Source organism: Klebsiella sp. M5al, assembly GCF_002090195.1.
In the GTDB taxonomy this organism is placed as follows: domain Bacteria; phylum Pseudomonadota; class Gammaproteobacteria; order Enterobacterales; family Enterobacteriaceae; genus Klebsiella; species Klebsiella grimontii.
Window position 1 is genome coordinate 3,670,256 of sequence record NZ_CP020657.1, and the last position, 14,455, is coordinate 3,684,710.

The window sequence follows — 14,455 nt, forward strand, 5'->3', positions numbered from 1 at the left end:
GCCGTTATTGCTGCTGCGCCTGCTGCGAATGTTCGCGCACTTCAGCGTTAGTTAACATGATTTCTCCCCCGCCGCCGAGGCGGGTGCCGCGAACCGGGCACGCATCAAGATAGTCCAGCCCGGTCGCCAGCCGCAAATGTTGATTGAGGCTGCGCGTGTTATTGGTGATATCAAACGACTGCCAGCGCTCGTTGAGCCACACTTCGGCCCACGCGTGCATGGCGACGTGCTCGGCATTATCGCTGTAGACGTAGCCGCTGACGTAGCGCGCCGGGATCTCCAGCGCCCGGCAGCAGGCGAGAAACACGTGGGTGTGATCCTGGCAAACGCCCTTCGCGCGCGCAAAGGCATCGGCGGCGGAATCCTGCACCTGCGTGGCGCCCGGCGAATAGGGCATTCTCAGCAGTAGTTCGCCCATTAACTGGTTCAGGCTCTCTTCCTGCGCCTCGGGCTGATACCAGCGCTGGGCGAATTCGCGGATCGGGCCGTCAGCGCGCGTAAGCGGCGTACAGCGCAAGAAAACCAGCGGCGACAGCAGCTCCTGCGGCTCCGCGCCGATATCGTCCCCCTCTTCCGCGATATCGACGATCCCGCTGGCGCGAATGGTTATCTCTTTATGCGGATTATCCAGCGTCAGCACGTGCAGCACGTTGCCCCATGCGTCGGTGGTGGCGACGGCGGAACCGTCCGGTAAGGTCAATGACCAGGCGGTGATCTTCTGGCGGCCGGTGCTGCGCGGCGTCAGGCGCAGATACTGGGTCGAAAACTTCACTTCTTCATCGTAGCCGTAGCGGGTCAGGTGATCGATAACCAGTTTCATAACGCCTCCAGATAGGTTTGTCTGATGCTGTCAGAAAGCGCGTTAATCCGCGCCAGCAGTGCATTAAGGGTGATCTGTAAATCGGCCTGCGCCAGATCGTCGCGGGTGCTGAAACGCAGGTCGACGTTCAGCTGGTGCGCCAGGCGCAGCGGCAGGTGCGAGCGATCGTTGGCAATCTGCTCCAGCTGCCCGACGAGGTCGGAGATGCTCGCTCTTAGCGATCTCGGTACATCGTCGCGCAGGATCAGCAGTTCCATTACCGTCTCGCGGCTTACCGGCTGGCGGTAGATGCTGTTATAGGCCTCGCGGGCGCTGACCGCGTTGAGCAGCGTATCCAGCCGGTAGTACTCGCGTACCGGGTCGGGATCGCTGGTCAACTGCTGATCCTTAATCAACAGCAGCTGCGCGGTGGCGGACGCCCGTTCGATCAGCGTACCGATGCCGATAAAGCTCAGGGCGTCATTGCGCAGCAGCGTGCCGAGAATCGCCCCGCGAAACAGATGCACCCGCTCTTTGACCCATTCAAAAAAAGCGTCATTGCCCAGCTCGCCGATCCCCTGCTGGCGCAGTTTTCGCAGCTCAATGCGCGTGGCGTTGATGCTTTCCCACACCTCCGCCGACAGGCTGCCGCGCACCGCGTGGGCGTTGTTCCACGCCATCTCGACGCAGCTGAAAATGCTGTACGGGTTGTTGCCGTCGAGGGCGAAAAAATTGAGCAGATTGCTCATGGTGAAACGCGCGTGGCGCGCCTGAAACAGCTCATGGGTCAGCGACAGATTGAGCGGCAAGGCTAGATCCCGCGACTGCTGGCTGTGGCGGGGGATCATCGACAGCTTCCAGGTTACGTCCAGCACCCGGGCATAGCTTTCCGCGCGCTCAAGGTAGCGCGCCATCCAGAAGAGTTCACTCGCTGTGCGGCTTAACATGATTCATCATCCTCCATCACCCAGGTATCCTTGGTGCCGCCGCCCTGCGACGAGTTCACCACCAGCGAGCCTTCGGTTAGCGCCACCCGGGTCAGGCCGCCGGGAACCAGGCGGATCTCCTGGCCGGAGAGCACGAAGGGACGTAAATCGATATGGCGCGGCGCTAGCCCCTCGTCAATAAAGGTTGGGCAGGTCGACAGCGCCAGGGTGTCCTGGGCGATATAGTTGGCCGGATTCGCCAGCAGGCGCTGGCGGAACGCTTCGCGCTCCTCTTTAGTCGAGCGCGGACCGACCAGCATGCCGTAGCCGCCCGCGCCGTGAACCTCCTTCACCACCATCAGTTCAAGATTGCTCAGCACGTAGCTGAGATCCTCCGCTTTACGGCACTGCCAGGTGGGGATATTGCTCAGGATCGGCTGCTCGCCCAGATAGAAGCGGATCATCTCCGGCACGAAGGGGTAGATCGATTTATCGTCGGCGACGCCGGTGCCGATGGCGTTCGCCAGCACCACGCCCCCGGCGCGATACACCGACAGCAGCCCCGGAACGCCCAGCATCGAGTCGGCGTGGAAGGCCAGCGGGTCAAGATACGCGTCGTCGATACGCCGGTAAATGACGTTCACCCGCCGCGGCCCCTCGGTGGTACGCATGTACACCGCCCCGGTTTTAATAAACAGATCCGCGCTTTCCACCAGCTCAACGCCCATCTGCTGGGCCAAAAAGCTGTGTTCAAAATAGGCGCTGTTAAACCGTCCGGGCGTCATCACCACCACGCACGGATCGTCCACCGGCGAGCTTTCACGCAGCGTTTGCAGCAGATAGCTGGGGTAGCGTTCGACCGGCGCAATGTGGTGCTGTTCGAACATTTCAGGATACAGCCGCATCATCATTTTGCGGTTTTCCAGCATATAAGAGACGCCGGAAGGCGTGCGCAGATTATCCTCCAGCACGTAATACTGGCCGTCGCTGTTGCGCACCATATCGACCCCGGTGATATGGGCATAGGTGTTATTGGGTAAATTTATCCCCTGCATACAGGGCTGATACTGTTCGTTCGCCAGCACCTGCTCGGCCGGGATCAGCCCGGCGCGGAGGATGTTTTGATCGTGGTAAATATCGTAAAGGAAAGCGTTGAGCGCTTTCACCCGCTGGCGGATGCCGCGGTCAATCCGCTGCCACTCGCCGGCGGGAATAATGCGCGGCACGCTGTCAAATGGGATCAGTCGTTCGGTGCCCTCATCCTCACCGTAGACGTTAAAGGTGATGCCGATACGGTGAAAGAGCAGCTCCGCCTGCTCTTTTTTCTGCCGGATAGAGAATTGATCGGTACTGCGAAACCATTGCCACCAGGCGTTATAGTGCTGACGCTGCTCTCCCTGTGCGGTAAGCATCTCATCATAATAATGCCCGTCAGGAAGCGTTATTTTTATCATGGCCGTCTCCTCCGGTTGTACTCACTTTGAGGTAATCCCGGTAAGAGATAAGCATTAATTATGCCAGGTAGCGCAGCGCGGCTGCTGGGGGTAACGTTATCGCGCCGCCGCGCCCAATTGAATAAAAAACAACCAGACGCTTTGCTTATTTATGGTTTGTTGGACGCCCGAAATGCACCAATATGGGGCGTCCGTTTCCGCTTTGCCGCCTGCGCCCGTCCCACATCGCCGAGGGTACCCAACCCGTCGGGCCATTCGGTAAAAGGCGCTCCTCTGGCCAAACATCAGCAGCGGTCAGTCGTTAACGTGCCTTAGCTCCAGCCAGTCCACCACCAGACCCGGTTTGATAAAATCAAAGCCCACCCGATATTTCCCCGGCTGCAGCTCGATCCGGCACAGCTTCTGCACGCTCTCCCGGCCAAGAGTGCCGTTGGTCTGGATGGTCGCCACGAACTGGTCATTGAGCAGCAGATTGCAGGCGGTTTGCGCCAGCGGCGCGCCGTTGGCGTGTACATTGACCAGAACATCGTAGCGCGCGGCCTGCTCAACGCTCAGCACCAGCTCCTCGTCGCAGCGCAGACGCGATTGCTCGGCGATTTTTATCGCTCCCTCGCAGTCCGCGGCGCAGCCCGGTTCCGCCGCCAGACGAACGATATCCGCCCGCGGCTTCTCCCCGCGCTTAAACACCTGGGTCTGCAGCATAAAATGGAGGATGTTTGCCGCGCTACGCTGCAGTTCGCCGAGCGTCAGTTCACCTTTCGCCAGCGCCGCAAGGGTATTATCCCCGGCCGCGTTAATCTCCGCGCCGTTATTGTTGACCACCATATAGAGATCGTTTTGCGCGCGGATCATCGCCGCGGTGTTGTGGGTGCTCGCCGCGCCGCCATCGATGGGGTCGTTCATCGTAGCCCACCAGTCGGTCATGACGATCCCGCGAAAGCCCCACTCCTCGCGCAGTACGGTGGTGGTGAGATCGTAGTTGGATGCGGCATGGTAGCCGTTGAGCGGGTTATAGGCGGTCATCACCGCGCTGGCGCCGCCGGTTTTCACCGCGTATTCGAAACCTTTCAGATAGATTTCGCGCAGCGCGCGCTCCGACACCACCGAGTCCGCCCTGGCTCTGGCGAATTCCTGATTATTACAGGCGAAGTGCTTGAGGATCGCTATCCCGCCGCCGCTGCGAATGCCGCGAACCACCGCCGCCGCCATCATTCCGCTAAGCAGCGGGTCTTCGGAAAAGTATTCGAAATTACGCCCGTTGAGCGGATGGCGCTGGATGTTCATCCCCGGCCCCAGCAGCAGGTCAATACCGTTGCGCAGCAGCTCTTTTCCCTCCATCACGTATAAGCGCTCAACGAGGATCGGATCCCAACTGGAGGCCAGCAGCGTCCCGCTGGGGAGCAGTGTGGCCTTCGCGCCGTTATCCATACGGATGCCGGAAGGCCCATCGGCGGTGGATGCCAGCGGGATCCCTTTTTCCAGCAGGCTATCGGCCACTCCGCCAAAGGCCGACGCGACGCCGGGGGTGACTTTATGGCTGCACATGCCTTCTCCGCGCGCCAGGCAGGCCAGCTCCTCCACCGACAACTGGGCAATAAAGGCGTTCATCGTGGCGCGCCCTTCAGCAACGTCGCTGAGAGTAAGCCCCTGGTTGCCGGTGAGGGTAATCGTCTCCGGCAGGCGCGCCTCAATCCTCGAGCGCAGATTAATCTCCCGGCGCGGCACGTCTTCCCATTCGATCTGATAGCGGCCATCGTCGCCGTCGGCAACCGGTTTAATACGGACAAAAGGCACCGTCGGGGCCAGTACCTGCTGGTGACGGGACAGGACCCGCAGCGTCTTCTGCGAATACCCCGCCTCTCCGTCAACCGGTAACGGCTGCAGATCGCGTACGCTGTTGCCGATCAGCACGCGGTAAAGACCGGGTTCCATCACGTAGCAATGCGGGTGACCTGTCGCCCCGCTATCGTCCAAAGACGCAAAACGCTCCAGCGGGATCGATAGCGTTAAGGTTTCGCTTTCACCCGGCCGCAGCAGGTGGGTTTTAGCGAAGGCCATCAGCGCCCGGGCCGGTTTGCCGAGCGATCCCTGCGGTGCCTGGAGGTAGATTTGCACCACTTCTTTGCCGGCAAAGCGGTCGCCGCGGTTAGTCACGGTAACGGTCGCCTTGATCCGATCGCCGAAGGCCTGCGCCCGCGCCGATGACAGGGTGAAGCGGGTGTATGAGAGACCAAACCCGAAAGGAAACTGCAGGCGCTGGGGACAAAAGGTTTCGAAGTAGCGATAGCCGACGTAAATATCTTCCTGATAAAGGTTTTGCGCTTGTGCTCCCCAGCAGGGCGATGCCGGATGGTCATCCAGAGAGGCGACGATGCTGCCTACCAGCTTACCGGAGGGCGTTACATCGCCGTACAGCAGCGACGCAGCCGCCCGGGCGCCGTCGGCGCCCCCGTGCCAGACGTACAGCAGCGCACGAACGCGTTTACGCAGCAGAGGATCGTCAGCCCACGAGAGATCGATAAGCCCGGCGGTATTCAGCACCACCGTCACGTCATCAAACTCGCGGCAGACCTGGCGCAGCAGAGTTATCTCGTCGGCGGTTAGCCGATAGCCGCCTTCTACATCGCCGTTGTCCTGGTCCTCCCCCGCGGTACGGCCAAGCACAATCACCGCCAGGCTGGAGACGGCGCGCGCCTGGCGAATCTGCTGGTCGCTAAGCGGCATCTCCTGCTGATGCCAGGGCTCGGCGGCCCAGGCTCCTCCGCCGTTGTCAAAGGGATGCTGCGCAATCCAGCGTTCATAGAGCCCGGCCAGTTGCTCATTCAGCCTCTCCCCGTTTCGCGCGCGCATCGCCTGCAGCAAGGTTGTCCGGCTCACCACGTTAACCGCCCCGCCTGACCCGGTGCCGCTGCAATAGTAGTCAATCTGCGTACGGCCAAACAACGAAACCGGCTGCCCGGGATCGAGCGGCAGCATTTGGCGATCGTTTCTCAGCAACACCGCGCCTTCGGCGGCAGCGGCGGCGGCAAATTCGGCAAACCCTTCCAGCGGGGTCCCCGCTTTACTGTCAAACATGGCGTTGTCCTGTTAACTCATGCCTCCGCGGGAGGCTTAATCACGTAATGAACAGAGCCCGCACGATGCGGGCTCTGCATTGATCAGAAGAAATATTTGAAGCGTAGACGACCGCCATAGCGGGAGTCTTGCTGGCCGTCGCCGCTGGTCGGGTTGGATTCAATCCACGAGGCGTAGGCGCCAAGATAGATGTTGAAGTTCTTCATATTCATGACGTTCGGGAACAGGTAAGACGCATGAATCGTGTGGATATCGTATTTGCCCGGATCGGCAATCCAGCAGCTATCGTCGCAGTTAGCGACAAAATTAGCGGTGTTAAAGCGGTCGATCTTGTTATGCGCGTAAATGTAGCCAAGCTCGAAGCCGCGCCACAGGGAGTTCACCCCCGCGGTGAAGTCGGTTTCATCCTCGGCGTCCATCCAGGCGAGGTTAAGATTGGTCACCACGCCATCTAGCGGATCGGTTTTTTGCCCGTTCCACGTCATCGTATAGCCATAGCCGGTACGGCTGGACTGATCGACCCAGTGCCCTTTCGCATCGTGATAGCCATAGGCGTTATTGACCACGTTGCTTTCCATCGCGATGGCGGTGGAGAAGCGCCCGCTGTTCCACGCGACGACCGGGCGCAAATAGGCCACATTTTTCTCATTTTCCAGGTCAGTCCCGTGATACTGCTTATCCTGGAACAGCGTGCTGCCGTCTTCCAGCAGGGTATTGAGTTCGAAATACCAGTTATCAAAGGTTTTGCTGACCAGGAAGTTGCCGCCGCTGCTGCTACGGCCGCGCCCTTCCTTCATCATGTAGATATAGCCGTAGCCGTCGCTGTAAAGATCGTTGGCGGTGTTGCCGGAGTATTCCACGAACGTATCCTGGTTCAGCGGGAACATATCGTAAGCCTCAAAGCGCCCAACCTTCACCTTCCAGTCTTTTTCCTGACCAAAGAAGAACACCGCATCATCAAGGTTCATTTTGCCGTTCAGGTCCGCCAGCGGCTGGACGGAAAAACCGGCGAAATTGCCGTTATCCATTTTGCGCATGCCGTCAAAACCTAACAGCAGTCGGCCGTTAATATCCCAGCGTTCGTTATTGCCCGGCGCCCAGTCTTTATTCGCCGTGGTTTTTACCGAGGTCAGGCTGCCGCTGCTGCTGGCGCCGTCCATGTTGAATTCGACATCGCCATAAAACTTGATATCGCCGTAGCCGGAGAGCGTCAGTTTCGTTGGCTCAGCGCCTGGTGCGACAGGCTCCGCGGACTGCACCTTCACCGTTGGCGCGCTTTTCGCCGCGACGGCCTGCTGCCGGGTTAACGTCTGGATCTTCGCTTCCGCATCGGCCGCCCGTTGCTCAGCGTTCATTAAACGCTGTTCCAGCTGGGCTAACCGTTTTTCAATATCCGCAGATTGATTATTTGTCGCGGCCAAAAGACCAGAGGAGAATACGCCACTAATAACCAGAGCTATATATTTCACTTTCATTATTAACGTCCCTAATTACATTATTATTTGTTTCATCCAGGTTTTCACCGGGGCTATTCAGGGAAATAATCTGCATAGCCCTTTTAATACAGCGTTGAATTATCAGGATTCGGCGAAGGTTCCGTGGTTCAAGTCATCGACGATGCCGTTCATTCTATTTTCTGTTAAGCCATAAAATTTAATAGAGATAGCGGTAAGAACATAAAAAATGGAAGGAACTAACGTGAACAGCAGCACCACGCCCTGGACGGCTGAAGCCGGCTGCACCGCGGTGTTAGCGGCGTAATGGTAATAGGCCAGCACCCAGCCAAGAATCGCCCCGCCGACCGCCACGCCCAGCTTAATGACAAAGATATTTGCCGCGACGTTCATACCGGTTATACGCCGCTGGGTTTTCCATTCGCCATAGTTATTGACGTCGGTAATCATCGACCACTGCAGCGCGCCGTTGCCGCCCTGAATGATGGAAATCAGAATATGCACGCCGAGTACCGCAATCCAGTATTGCACCGGCAGCATAAAGCATACGACGCCCAGCGCAGCGGTGAGCAGATTAATCCAGAACGAAAATCTGACCTTACAGAAACGGGTGCCGAATGGTTTGGCCAGCACCGACCCCAGCATTGAGGCAAACATGCCGCCGAGCATGAATATCGTAATAACGTCCGAGCCTTTATTCAGCACGTTATTCACGTAATACACCACCGCACCGCCGCGAATAACCACGGCAACCAGCATCATAAAGTTGTAAACGGAAAGAATACGCCACTGATCGTTACGAAAAAGAATTTTCACATCGCGAGCGATATTCAGGTTCTCTTCTTTGATCGGCTGCACGCGTTCTTTGGTGGTGGCAAAGCAGATAACAAACATCAGGCAGCCAATCACGCCGAATAACGCCATGGAGACCTGAATACCGGTAGCGCGGTCGCCAGGATAGAGAAAATCAGCCAGCGGCAAAATAAACGCGGTACCGAGCGCGCCGCCAATCGGAGTGATGGCAAAACGCCAGGATTGTAGGGAGAGGCTCTCGCGCGGATCGGAGGTCAGGGCCGCCCCCAGCGAGCAATAAGGAATATTAATCGCCGTATACATCAACGTCATGAATATATAAGCCGCAACGGCGTAGACAATTTTCCCCGAGTCGGAAAAGGACGGAATGGAATACACCAGCACGCAGCTCACCGCAAAGGGCACGCAGATCGCCAGCAGCCACGGACGGAAGCGGCCCCAGCGGGTAGAGGTGGCATCAGCAATCGCTCCCATGATCGGATCGGTAATCGCATCCAGCAGACGAACCAGCAAAAACATCGTCCCCATCACGGCGGGCGGCAGGCCATAAATATCGGTATAAAAGTAAGCGAGGATTGCCACGGACGAGTCAAACACGATGTGACTTGCCGCGTCCCCGAGGCTATAGCCTACTTTTTCTCTGACTGAAATTTTGTCGCCAGCGGACATACACCACTCCTTTATGCAAAATGAAACCGGTTTCGGTAATGTCTGCATTTTTTACTTATCCGCTATGCTGGCGCCATTATGTTTTTTTATTAATTATTTATGTTTTTTAATTTATGTGATCCTGTCAGCTTTCAGCCGTATTAATCCGAGACTTTTTGCATGACAGATCACAGCTTTTAATCCTTTGCGTATTTTTTAATACGCGATAAGCGAAAACAGCACCCGCATATATAAATAGCAGCTAGTTTTCAATTTTCTTACCTGAGGCTCGTACGGCGTTTTTAATTTATACGAAAACATTCACACTAAAAATATAAATAGCCTGGTTTTATATAATTAAGATTATAATATTGTACTGTTCAGGAGATGGCCGGCCGGGGGTCTTCTGAGGCAGGTAATTTCTCTGTTTTGCTGCAAAATGTTAGCTTCGACACGCGCAGCGGCGGATATTCGTCTAAGGTTTTCTGATGGCCGAATGCAGTGGCACATAGTCTGCAATGATAAGGAGAACAACCTATGACGAGTCCCGTTTCCCGTCGCCCCGCCACCCTGCCCTATGCTCTTCGTCTCGCGCTCGGGGGCGCGTTTGTCGCCCTGGCGACGCTGACGGCTCAGGCTGAAGAAACCCGCCCAATCCCGCAATCACCCGATATTCTGCTCGGTCCGCTATTTAACGATGTGCAAAGCGCAAAGCTTTTTTCCGACCAGAAAACGTTTGCCGACGCCATCCCGAACGGCGACCCGCTGATGATCCTGGCCGATTATCGTATGCAGAAAAGTCAGACCAGTTTTGATTTGCGGCACTTCGTCGAGCTCAACTTTACCCTGCCTCGCGAAAACGACCAGTACGTTCCGCCAAAAGGACAAACGCTGCGCCAGCATATCAACGGTTTATGGCCGGTGCTGACCCGCAGCACCGTCGAGGTGGAAAAGTGGGATTCACTGTTGCCGCTGCCAAAACCCTACGTGGTGCCCGGCGGACGCTTTCGTGAAGTCTATTACTGGGATAGCTACTTCACAATGCTAGGACTCGCGGAGAGCGGCCACTGGGATAAAATTGAAGATATGGTGACCAACTTTGCCGCAGAAATCGACGCCTGGGGGCATATTCCCAACGGCAACCGCACCTACTATCTGAGCCGCTCGCAGCCGCCGTTCTTCCCGTTTATGGTCGAACTGCTGGCCACGCACGATGGCGATGAGGCGCTCAAAAAATGGCTGCCGCAGATGGAGAAAGAGTACCAGTACTGGATGGATGGCGCCGAAGCGCTTGAGCCCGGCGGCGCCAGTAAGCGCGTGGTGCGTATGGCCGATGGCTCGCTGCTGAACCGCTACTGGGACGATAACGACACGCCGCGTCCGGAATCCTGGCTGGACGATGTCACCACCGCCAAAAACAATCCCAACCGCCCGGCCACTGAAATCTACCGCGATCTGCGCTCCGCCGCGGCATCCGGCTGGGACTTCAGCTCCCGCTGGATGGATAACCCGCAGCAGCTCGGCACCATCCGCACCACCTCGATTGTTCCGGTCGACCTCAACTCGCTGATGTTCCACATGGAAAAAGCCATCGCCCGCGCCAGTAAAGCCGCTGGCGATAGCGCGAAAGCCGCGCAGTATGACGCGTTGGCCAACGCCCGACAGAAAGCGCTGGAGAAATACCTGTGGAACGATAAAGAGGGCTGGTACGCCGATTACGATCTGAAAAGTCATAAGGTGCGCAATCAGCTGACCGCCGCGGCGCTGTTCCCGCTGTACGTCAACGCCGCCTCCAGCGAGCGCGCCGCTAAAGTCGCCGCCGCGACCGAAGCGCGCCTGCTCAAACCGGGGGGCCTGACCACCACGACCGTCAATAGCGGCCAGCAGTGGGATGCGCCAAACGGCTGGGCGCCGCTGCAGTGGGTCGCCGCGGAAGGCCTGCAAAAATATGGTCAACAGAAAATAGCGATGGAGGTGAGCTGGCGTTTCCTCAGCAATGTTCAGCATACCTACAACAGCGAACAGAAGCTGGTGGAAAAATATGACGTCAGCTCGACGGGAACCGGTGGCGGCGGCGGCGAGTATCCGTTACAGGACGGATTTGGCTGGACTAACGGGGTCACCCTGAAGATGCTGGACCTGGTGTGTCCGAAAGAGAAACCCTGTGATTCGGTTCCGGCCACCCGCCCGGCGGCGAATGACGATACCAGTAAGGCGACAGATAACGCGGCTCAACCCGCGGCCAATAATTCTATTGCGCCAGGGGATAAAAAAGTCGCGCAGTAAACCTTCGCGCGGCGGGTCTCCGCCGCGCATCTATTTTCTCCATATGGTTATATTTTTACGCTTATCTTGAGTCGGCTAATTAAAAATACTACTCTGGCACTCGGGAAGACCTCTCCCGGGAAACGCCTGTTATGACTGGCACAAGGAATAAAAAGTGAATGCAGTCGTCAGTTTTATCTCCGATTTACATCCATTATCCTTTATGGGCTATCACGTTTTATCCACCACGGTTATATATATCGTGGCCAATATCATTATATCGATGACTCGCCCTACTGAGAAAGGCACGCCGATACCGCCCCCCTATTCCATCCCCCCCTCATTTTTAGCCTGGCTGCATGATAAAGCGACCGGTATTATTCAGTTGGCTACGTTTAGACTATTAAGGAAAAATTACGTCACCATCATTCATTCAGCCCAGGGTATCGAGCTGCGCGCGAATCAGCAGTACGCGGAGTGTAAAATGACGTGCGTAGAAAAAATCCTCTTTAACCACTTTTCTTCACCAAAACCCGGCAACCAGAATTTACCCCTTGAACTTTACGTCGCCCAGAAAAATCACTGGTCTACGGATACCCGCTGCGCGGGCCTGATGCTAAGCCCTACGCAACAAACGTGGAACATGATATTAGTTGCCGTTCCTTCATTGTTTTTAATCGCCATATTAGGCTGGAAAACGTTATTCGCTAATAACGCTCTGCTTAATTTCAGCGTATTTAGCTGGCTTGCGATGTTTGTCGTTTCCGGTCTGTGGTGGCTGTTAATGTTACTCATCACCTTAAATGTTACCCGGCTGGACCGGGAAGGTATCTCGATTAATATTCTTCGTAGTTATGTTGATAAATTAAAGAATACTCTTGTCGCCGATAAGGAACAGATAACCGATGAAACGGCTGATTATTGCGTCGCTATCGGCAAAACCAGCCTGCTCCCCGAGCGCTATCGCGAATACCGGGAAATCATCAAATCGATAAATTATCCATTTTCTGTGCAACGGCTTGATTAACCATCGGGTGAGACGCTATAAGCAAAATGCTTCGACTGGATAACAACGATATCTCGTATAACGGCGCCCATGCCTGCATCGATTTCTTGCGAGGGGCACTGGCGCTAAATAGCGATAAAATGGATGGCGCCACGGCCATGCTCTGTCTTACGGTAAACGGTGTCGATTCTCTCCCGGAAAGCTATCGGGAATATAAAGATTTGATTGCTCCGGTAAGCTATATCTCTTCGCTTCGCACGGAGGATTAGGAATACCTGAAGAGTTTACCCCGCACAACGCCTGGTCCGCGGGGTAAAATGATGCCCTACATCGCGTCCAGCGCTTTTTGCAGCTTCCAGATATAGCGCGGCGCCTGCGGAGCCGGGTGTTTCTTCACTACATGCTCAAAGAAATCATCGGCGTCCATATCGTTAATCTCCTCGATCGCATCCTGGCGATTGGACGAGAACGTCCGCAGCAGCGCGCCTGCGCCGTTAGCATAGGAGACCACCACCGCGTAGCGCATCACCTGCGGGTCTTTAATTCCCGCCAGCGGACCGTTTTCGAGAATGCTTAAATAAGCGGCCCCCATGGATATATTACGCTCGGGATTTTTCAGCTCGCTCACCGAAGGATCTCCGCTCCAGCCCATCCGCCGGTAAACATCGCGACCGGAGGTCGAGGGTTTCAGCTGCATCAGGCCAACCGCGCCGGATTTGCTGACCACCGTCGGGTTGCCGCCGGATTCAATGGCGATGATCGCGGTAATCAGCTGCGGGTCAACGCCCCATGCCGCACCGGCTTTTTCGCTGATTGGCATCCACTGCATCGCCCGCTTAACCGGGACTTCCGGATTCCACGGCGGGTTACGATAATCGTGTTTTGAACTACAACCGGCCAACAATACACATAAAAAAACACACCATCTCAATTTCACACATCTATCCTTATTGGCTGAAGTTTGCCGCACGGAGATGACAATAAACGCTCCAGGCGGCATGATAACCCTTTCATTCTTAGCAAGGAATTGTCATGTCTCAGTTTTATCTCATCGCCCCTTCCGGTTACTGCATCAACCAGGAGGCGGCGTACCGCGGCGTACAGCGTCTGCAGGAGGCCGGGCATCAGGTCGCGCACCAGCAGGTCATTCCCCGCCGGGCGCTGCGGTTTGCCGGAACTGAGAATGAACGCCTTGGCGACATCAACCAGCTCGCCGCCCTCGACGGCAAAAACCGTATCGTGCTGGCGGTACGCGGCGGCTACGGCGCGACTCGCCTACTGCCGCACATTGACTGGCAGGCGCTGATCGCCCGCCAGCAGCAGGATCCGCTGCTTATTTGCGGCCACAGCGATTTCACCGCCGTTCAGATGGGCCTGCTGGCAAAGGGTAGCATAATCACTTTTAGCGGACCGATGCTGGCGGGAAACTTCGGCGCGGAAACGCTGAACGAATTTACTGAACACCATTTCTGGCAGGCGCTGCGCGACCCGGCGTTTACCCTCGAATGGCACGGCGAAGGCCCGGACTGCCGCGCCGACGGTACGCTGTGGGGCGGCAACCTGGCGATGCTGACCTCGCTTATCGGCACCCCGTGGATGCCGCAGATTAGCGACGGAATTCTGGTGGTGGAAGATATTAACGAACACCCGTTCCGCGTTGAACGAATGCTATTGCAGCTGCTTAACAGCGGTATTCTGGCGCGCCAGCGGGCAATTATCCTCGGCAGTTTTACCGGCGCAAACGCCAGCGACTACGATGCCGGTTACGATCTGCCGATGGTATACGACTACCTTCGCCAGCAGCTTAACATTCCGGTCATCAGCGGTCTGGATTTTGGTCACGAACAGCGCACGGTCACCCTGCCGTTTGGCGCCAGAGCATTGCTGGTCAACAACGCGTCCATCACCACGTTAAGCATCAGCGGCCACCCGGTTCTGGCAGAATAAAAATTCCTCTAACGCATATCCCGATCGGCGTCAGATTGTTAAAATGGTGTAGTTTTTAATTTATCTTC

The 14,455-nt window shown here is 56.5% G+C and carries 11 protein-coding genes; 4 read left to right on the plus strand and 7 right to left on the minus strand.

Annotation, left to right across the window (positions count from 1 at the left end; all coding sequences use genetic code 11):
* Nucleotides 1-4: 4 nt before the first annotated feature.
* The 6 genes from BWI76_RS17670 to BWI76_RS17695 all read right to left on the minus strand — a co-directional run bounded on the left by BWI76_RS17670 (nt 5) and on the right by BWI76_RS17695 (nt 9,190).
* Nucleotides 5-820: a transglutaminase family protein gene (locus BWI76_RS17670; protein WP_004121934.1), complete on the minus strand. Its 816-nt coding sequence runs from the start codon at nt 818-820 to the stop codon at nt 5-7.
* Nucleotides 817-1,746: an alpha-E domain-containing protein gene (locus tag BWI76_RS17675; RefSeq protein WP_004121935.1), complete on the minus strand. Its 930-nt coding sequence runs from the start codon at nt 1,744-1,746 to the stop codon at nt 817-819. The genes BWI76_RS17670 and BWI76_RS17675 overlap by 4 nt, the downstream gene beginning before the upstream one ends.
* Entirely contained in the window at nt 1,740-3,179 is a 1,440-nt protein-coding gene (locus BWI76_RS17680; RefSeq protein WP_004138541.1) for a circularly permuted type 2 ATP-grasp protein, read from the minus strand. Before BWI76_RS17680 ends, BWI76_RS17675 begins: the two co-directional genes overlap by 7 nt.
* 294 nt (nt 3,180-3,473) lie before the next feature.
* A complete protein-coding gene (locus BWI76_RS17685; RefSeq protein WP_064371828.1) occupies nt 3,474-6,254 on the minus strand; it encodes a beta-glucosidase in 2,781 nt (926 codons plus the stop codon).
* 83 nt (nt 6,255-6,337) lie between these two features.
* Nucleotides 6,338-7,729 (minus strand): carbohydrate porin, encoded by a 1,392-nt coding sequence (locus BWI76_RS17690; protein ID WP_004138537.1) that lies wholly within the window; start codon nt 7,727-7,729, stop codon nt 6,338-6,340.
* Between the two features lie 102 nt (nt 7,730-7,831).
* Nucleotides 7,832-9,190 (minus strand): glycoside-pentoside-hexuronide (GPH):cation symporter, encoded by a 1,359-nt coding sequence (locus tag BWI76_RS17695; RefSeq protein WP_004138536.1) that lies wholly within the window; start codon nt 9,188-9,190, stop codon nt 7,832-7,834.
* Nucleotides 9,191-9,706: 516 nt separating this feature from the next.
* Between BWI76_RS17695 and BWI76_RS17700 the strand changes: the two genes are divergently transcribed.
* The 3 genes from BWI76_RS17700 (at nt 9,707) to BWI76_RS17710 (ending at nt 12,709) form a co-directional block, all read left to right on the plus strand.
* On the plus strand, nt 9,707-11,455 hold the full coding sequence (locus BWI76_RS17700) for an alpha,alpha-trehalase (protein WP_004138534.1): 1,749 nt from the start codon (nt 9,707-9,709) through the stop codon (nt 11,453-11,455).
* A 154-nt stretch (nt 11,456-11,609) separates the two neighbouring features.
* A complete protein-coding gene (locus BWI76_RS17705) occupies nt 11,610-12,461 on the plus strand; it encodes a hypothetical protein (RefSeq protein ID WP_004138533.1) in 852 nt (283 codons plus the stop codon).
* 26 nt (nt 12,462-12,487) lie between these two features.
* Nucleotides 12,488-12,709: a hypothetical protein gene (locus BWI76_RS17710; RefSeq protein WP_004138532.1), complete on the plus strand. Its 222-nt coding sequence runs from the start codon at nt 12,488-12,490 to the stop codon at nt 12,707-12,709.
* Nucleotides 12,710-12,765: 56 nt separating this feature from the next.
* Here BWI76_RS17710 and emtA read toward each other — a convergent pair whose 3' ends face one another.
* Nucleotides 12,766-13,377 carry a membrane-bound lytic murein transglycosylase EmtA gene (emtA, locus tag BWI76_RS17715; protein WP_009651970.1) on the minus strand — a complete coding sequence of 204 codons (612 nt, stop codon included), beginning with the start codon at nt 13,375-13,377 and terminating at the stop codon, nt 12,766-12,768.
* A gap of 95 nt (nt 13,378-13,472) precedes the next feature.
* Between emtA and ldcA the strand changes: the two genes are divergently transcribed.
* The gene (ldcA, locus tag BWI76_RS17720; RefSeq protein WP_049103517.1) at nt 13,473-14,387 is read left to right on the plus strand and encodes a muramoyltetrapeptide carboxypeptidase; all 915 of its coding nucleotides are present in this window, start codon (nt 13,473-13,475) and stop codon (nt 14,385-14,387) included.
* The last annotated feature ends 68 nt before the right edge of the window (nt 14,388-14,455 follow it).

Excerpts from the sequence above, each read along its gene's own strand:
- BWI76_RS17670 (WP_004121934.1), bottom strand. The coding sequence starts at position 820 with ATGAAACTGGTTATCGATCACCTGACCCGCTACGGCTACGATGAAGAA.
- BWI76_RS17675 (WP_004121935.1), bottom strand. The coding sequence starts at position 1,746 with ATGTTAAGCCGCACAGCGAGTGAACTCTTCTGGATGGCGCGCTACCTT.
- BWI76_RS17680 (WP_004138541.1), bottom strand. The coding sequence starts at position 3,179 with ATGATAAAAATAACGCTTCCTGACGGGCATTATTATGATGAGATGCTT.
- BWI76_RS17685 (WP_064371828.1), bottom strand. The coding sequence starts at position 6,254 with ATGTTTGACAGTAAAGCGGGGACCCCGCTGGAAGGGTTTGCCGAATTT.
- BWI76_RS17690 (WP_004138537.1), bottom strand. The coding sequence starts at position 7,729 with ATGAAAGTGAAATATATAGCTCTGGTTATTAGTGGCGTATTCTCCTCT.
- BWI76_RS17695 (WP_004138536.1), bottom strand. The coding sequence starts at position 9,190 with ATGTCCGCTGGCGACAAAATTTCAGTCAGAGAAAAAGTAGGCTATAGC.
- BWI76_RS17700 (WP_004138534.1), top strand. The coding sequence starts at position 9,707 with ATGACGAGTCCCGTTTCCCGTCGCCCCGCCACCCTGCCCTATGCTCTT.
- BWI76_RS17710 (WP_004138532.1), top strand. The coding sequence starts at position 12,488 with ATGCTTCGACTGGATAACAACGATATCTCGTATAACGGCGCCCATGCC.
- ldcA (WP_049103517.1), top strand. The coding sequence starts at position 13,473 with ATGTCTCAGTTTTATCTCATCGCCCCTTCCGGTTACTGCATCAACCAG.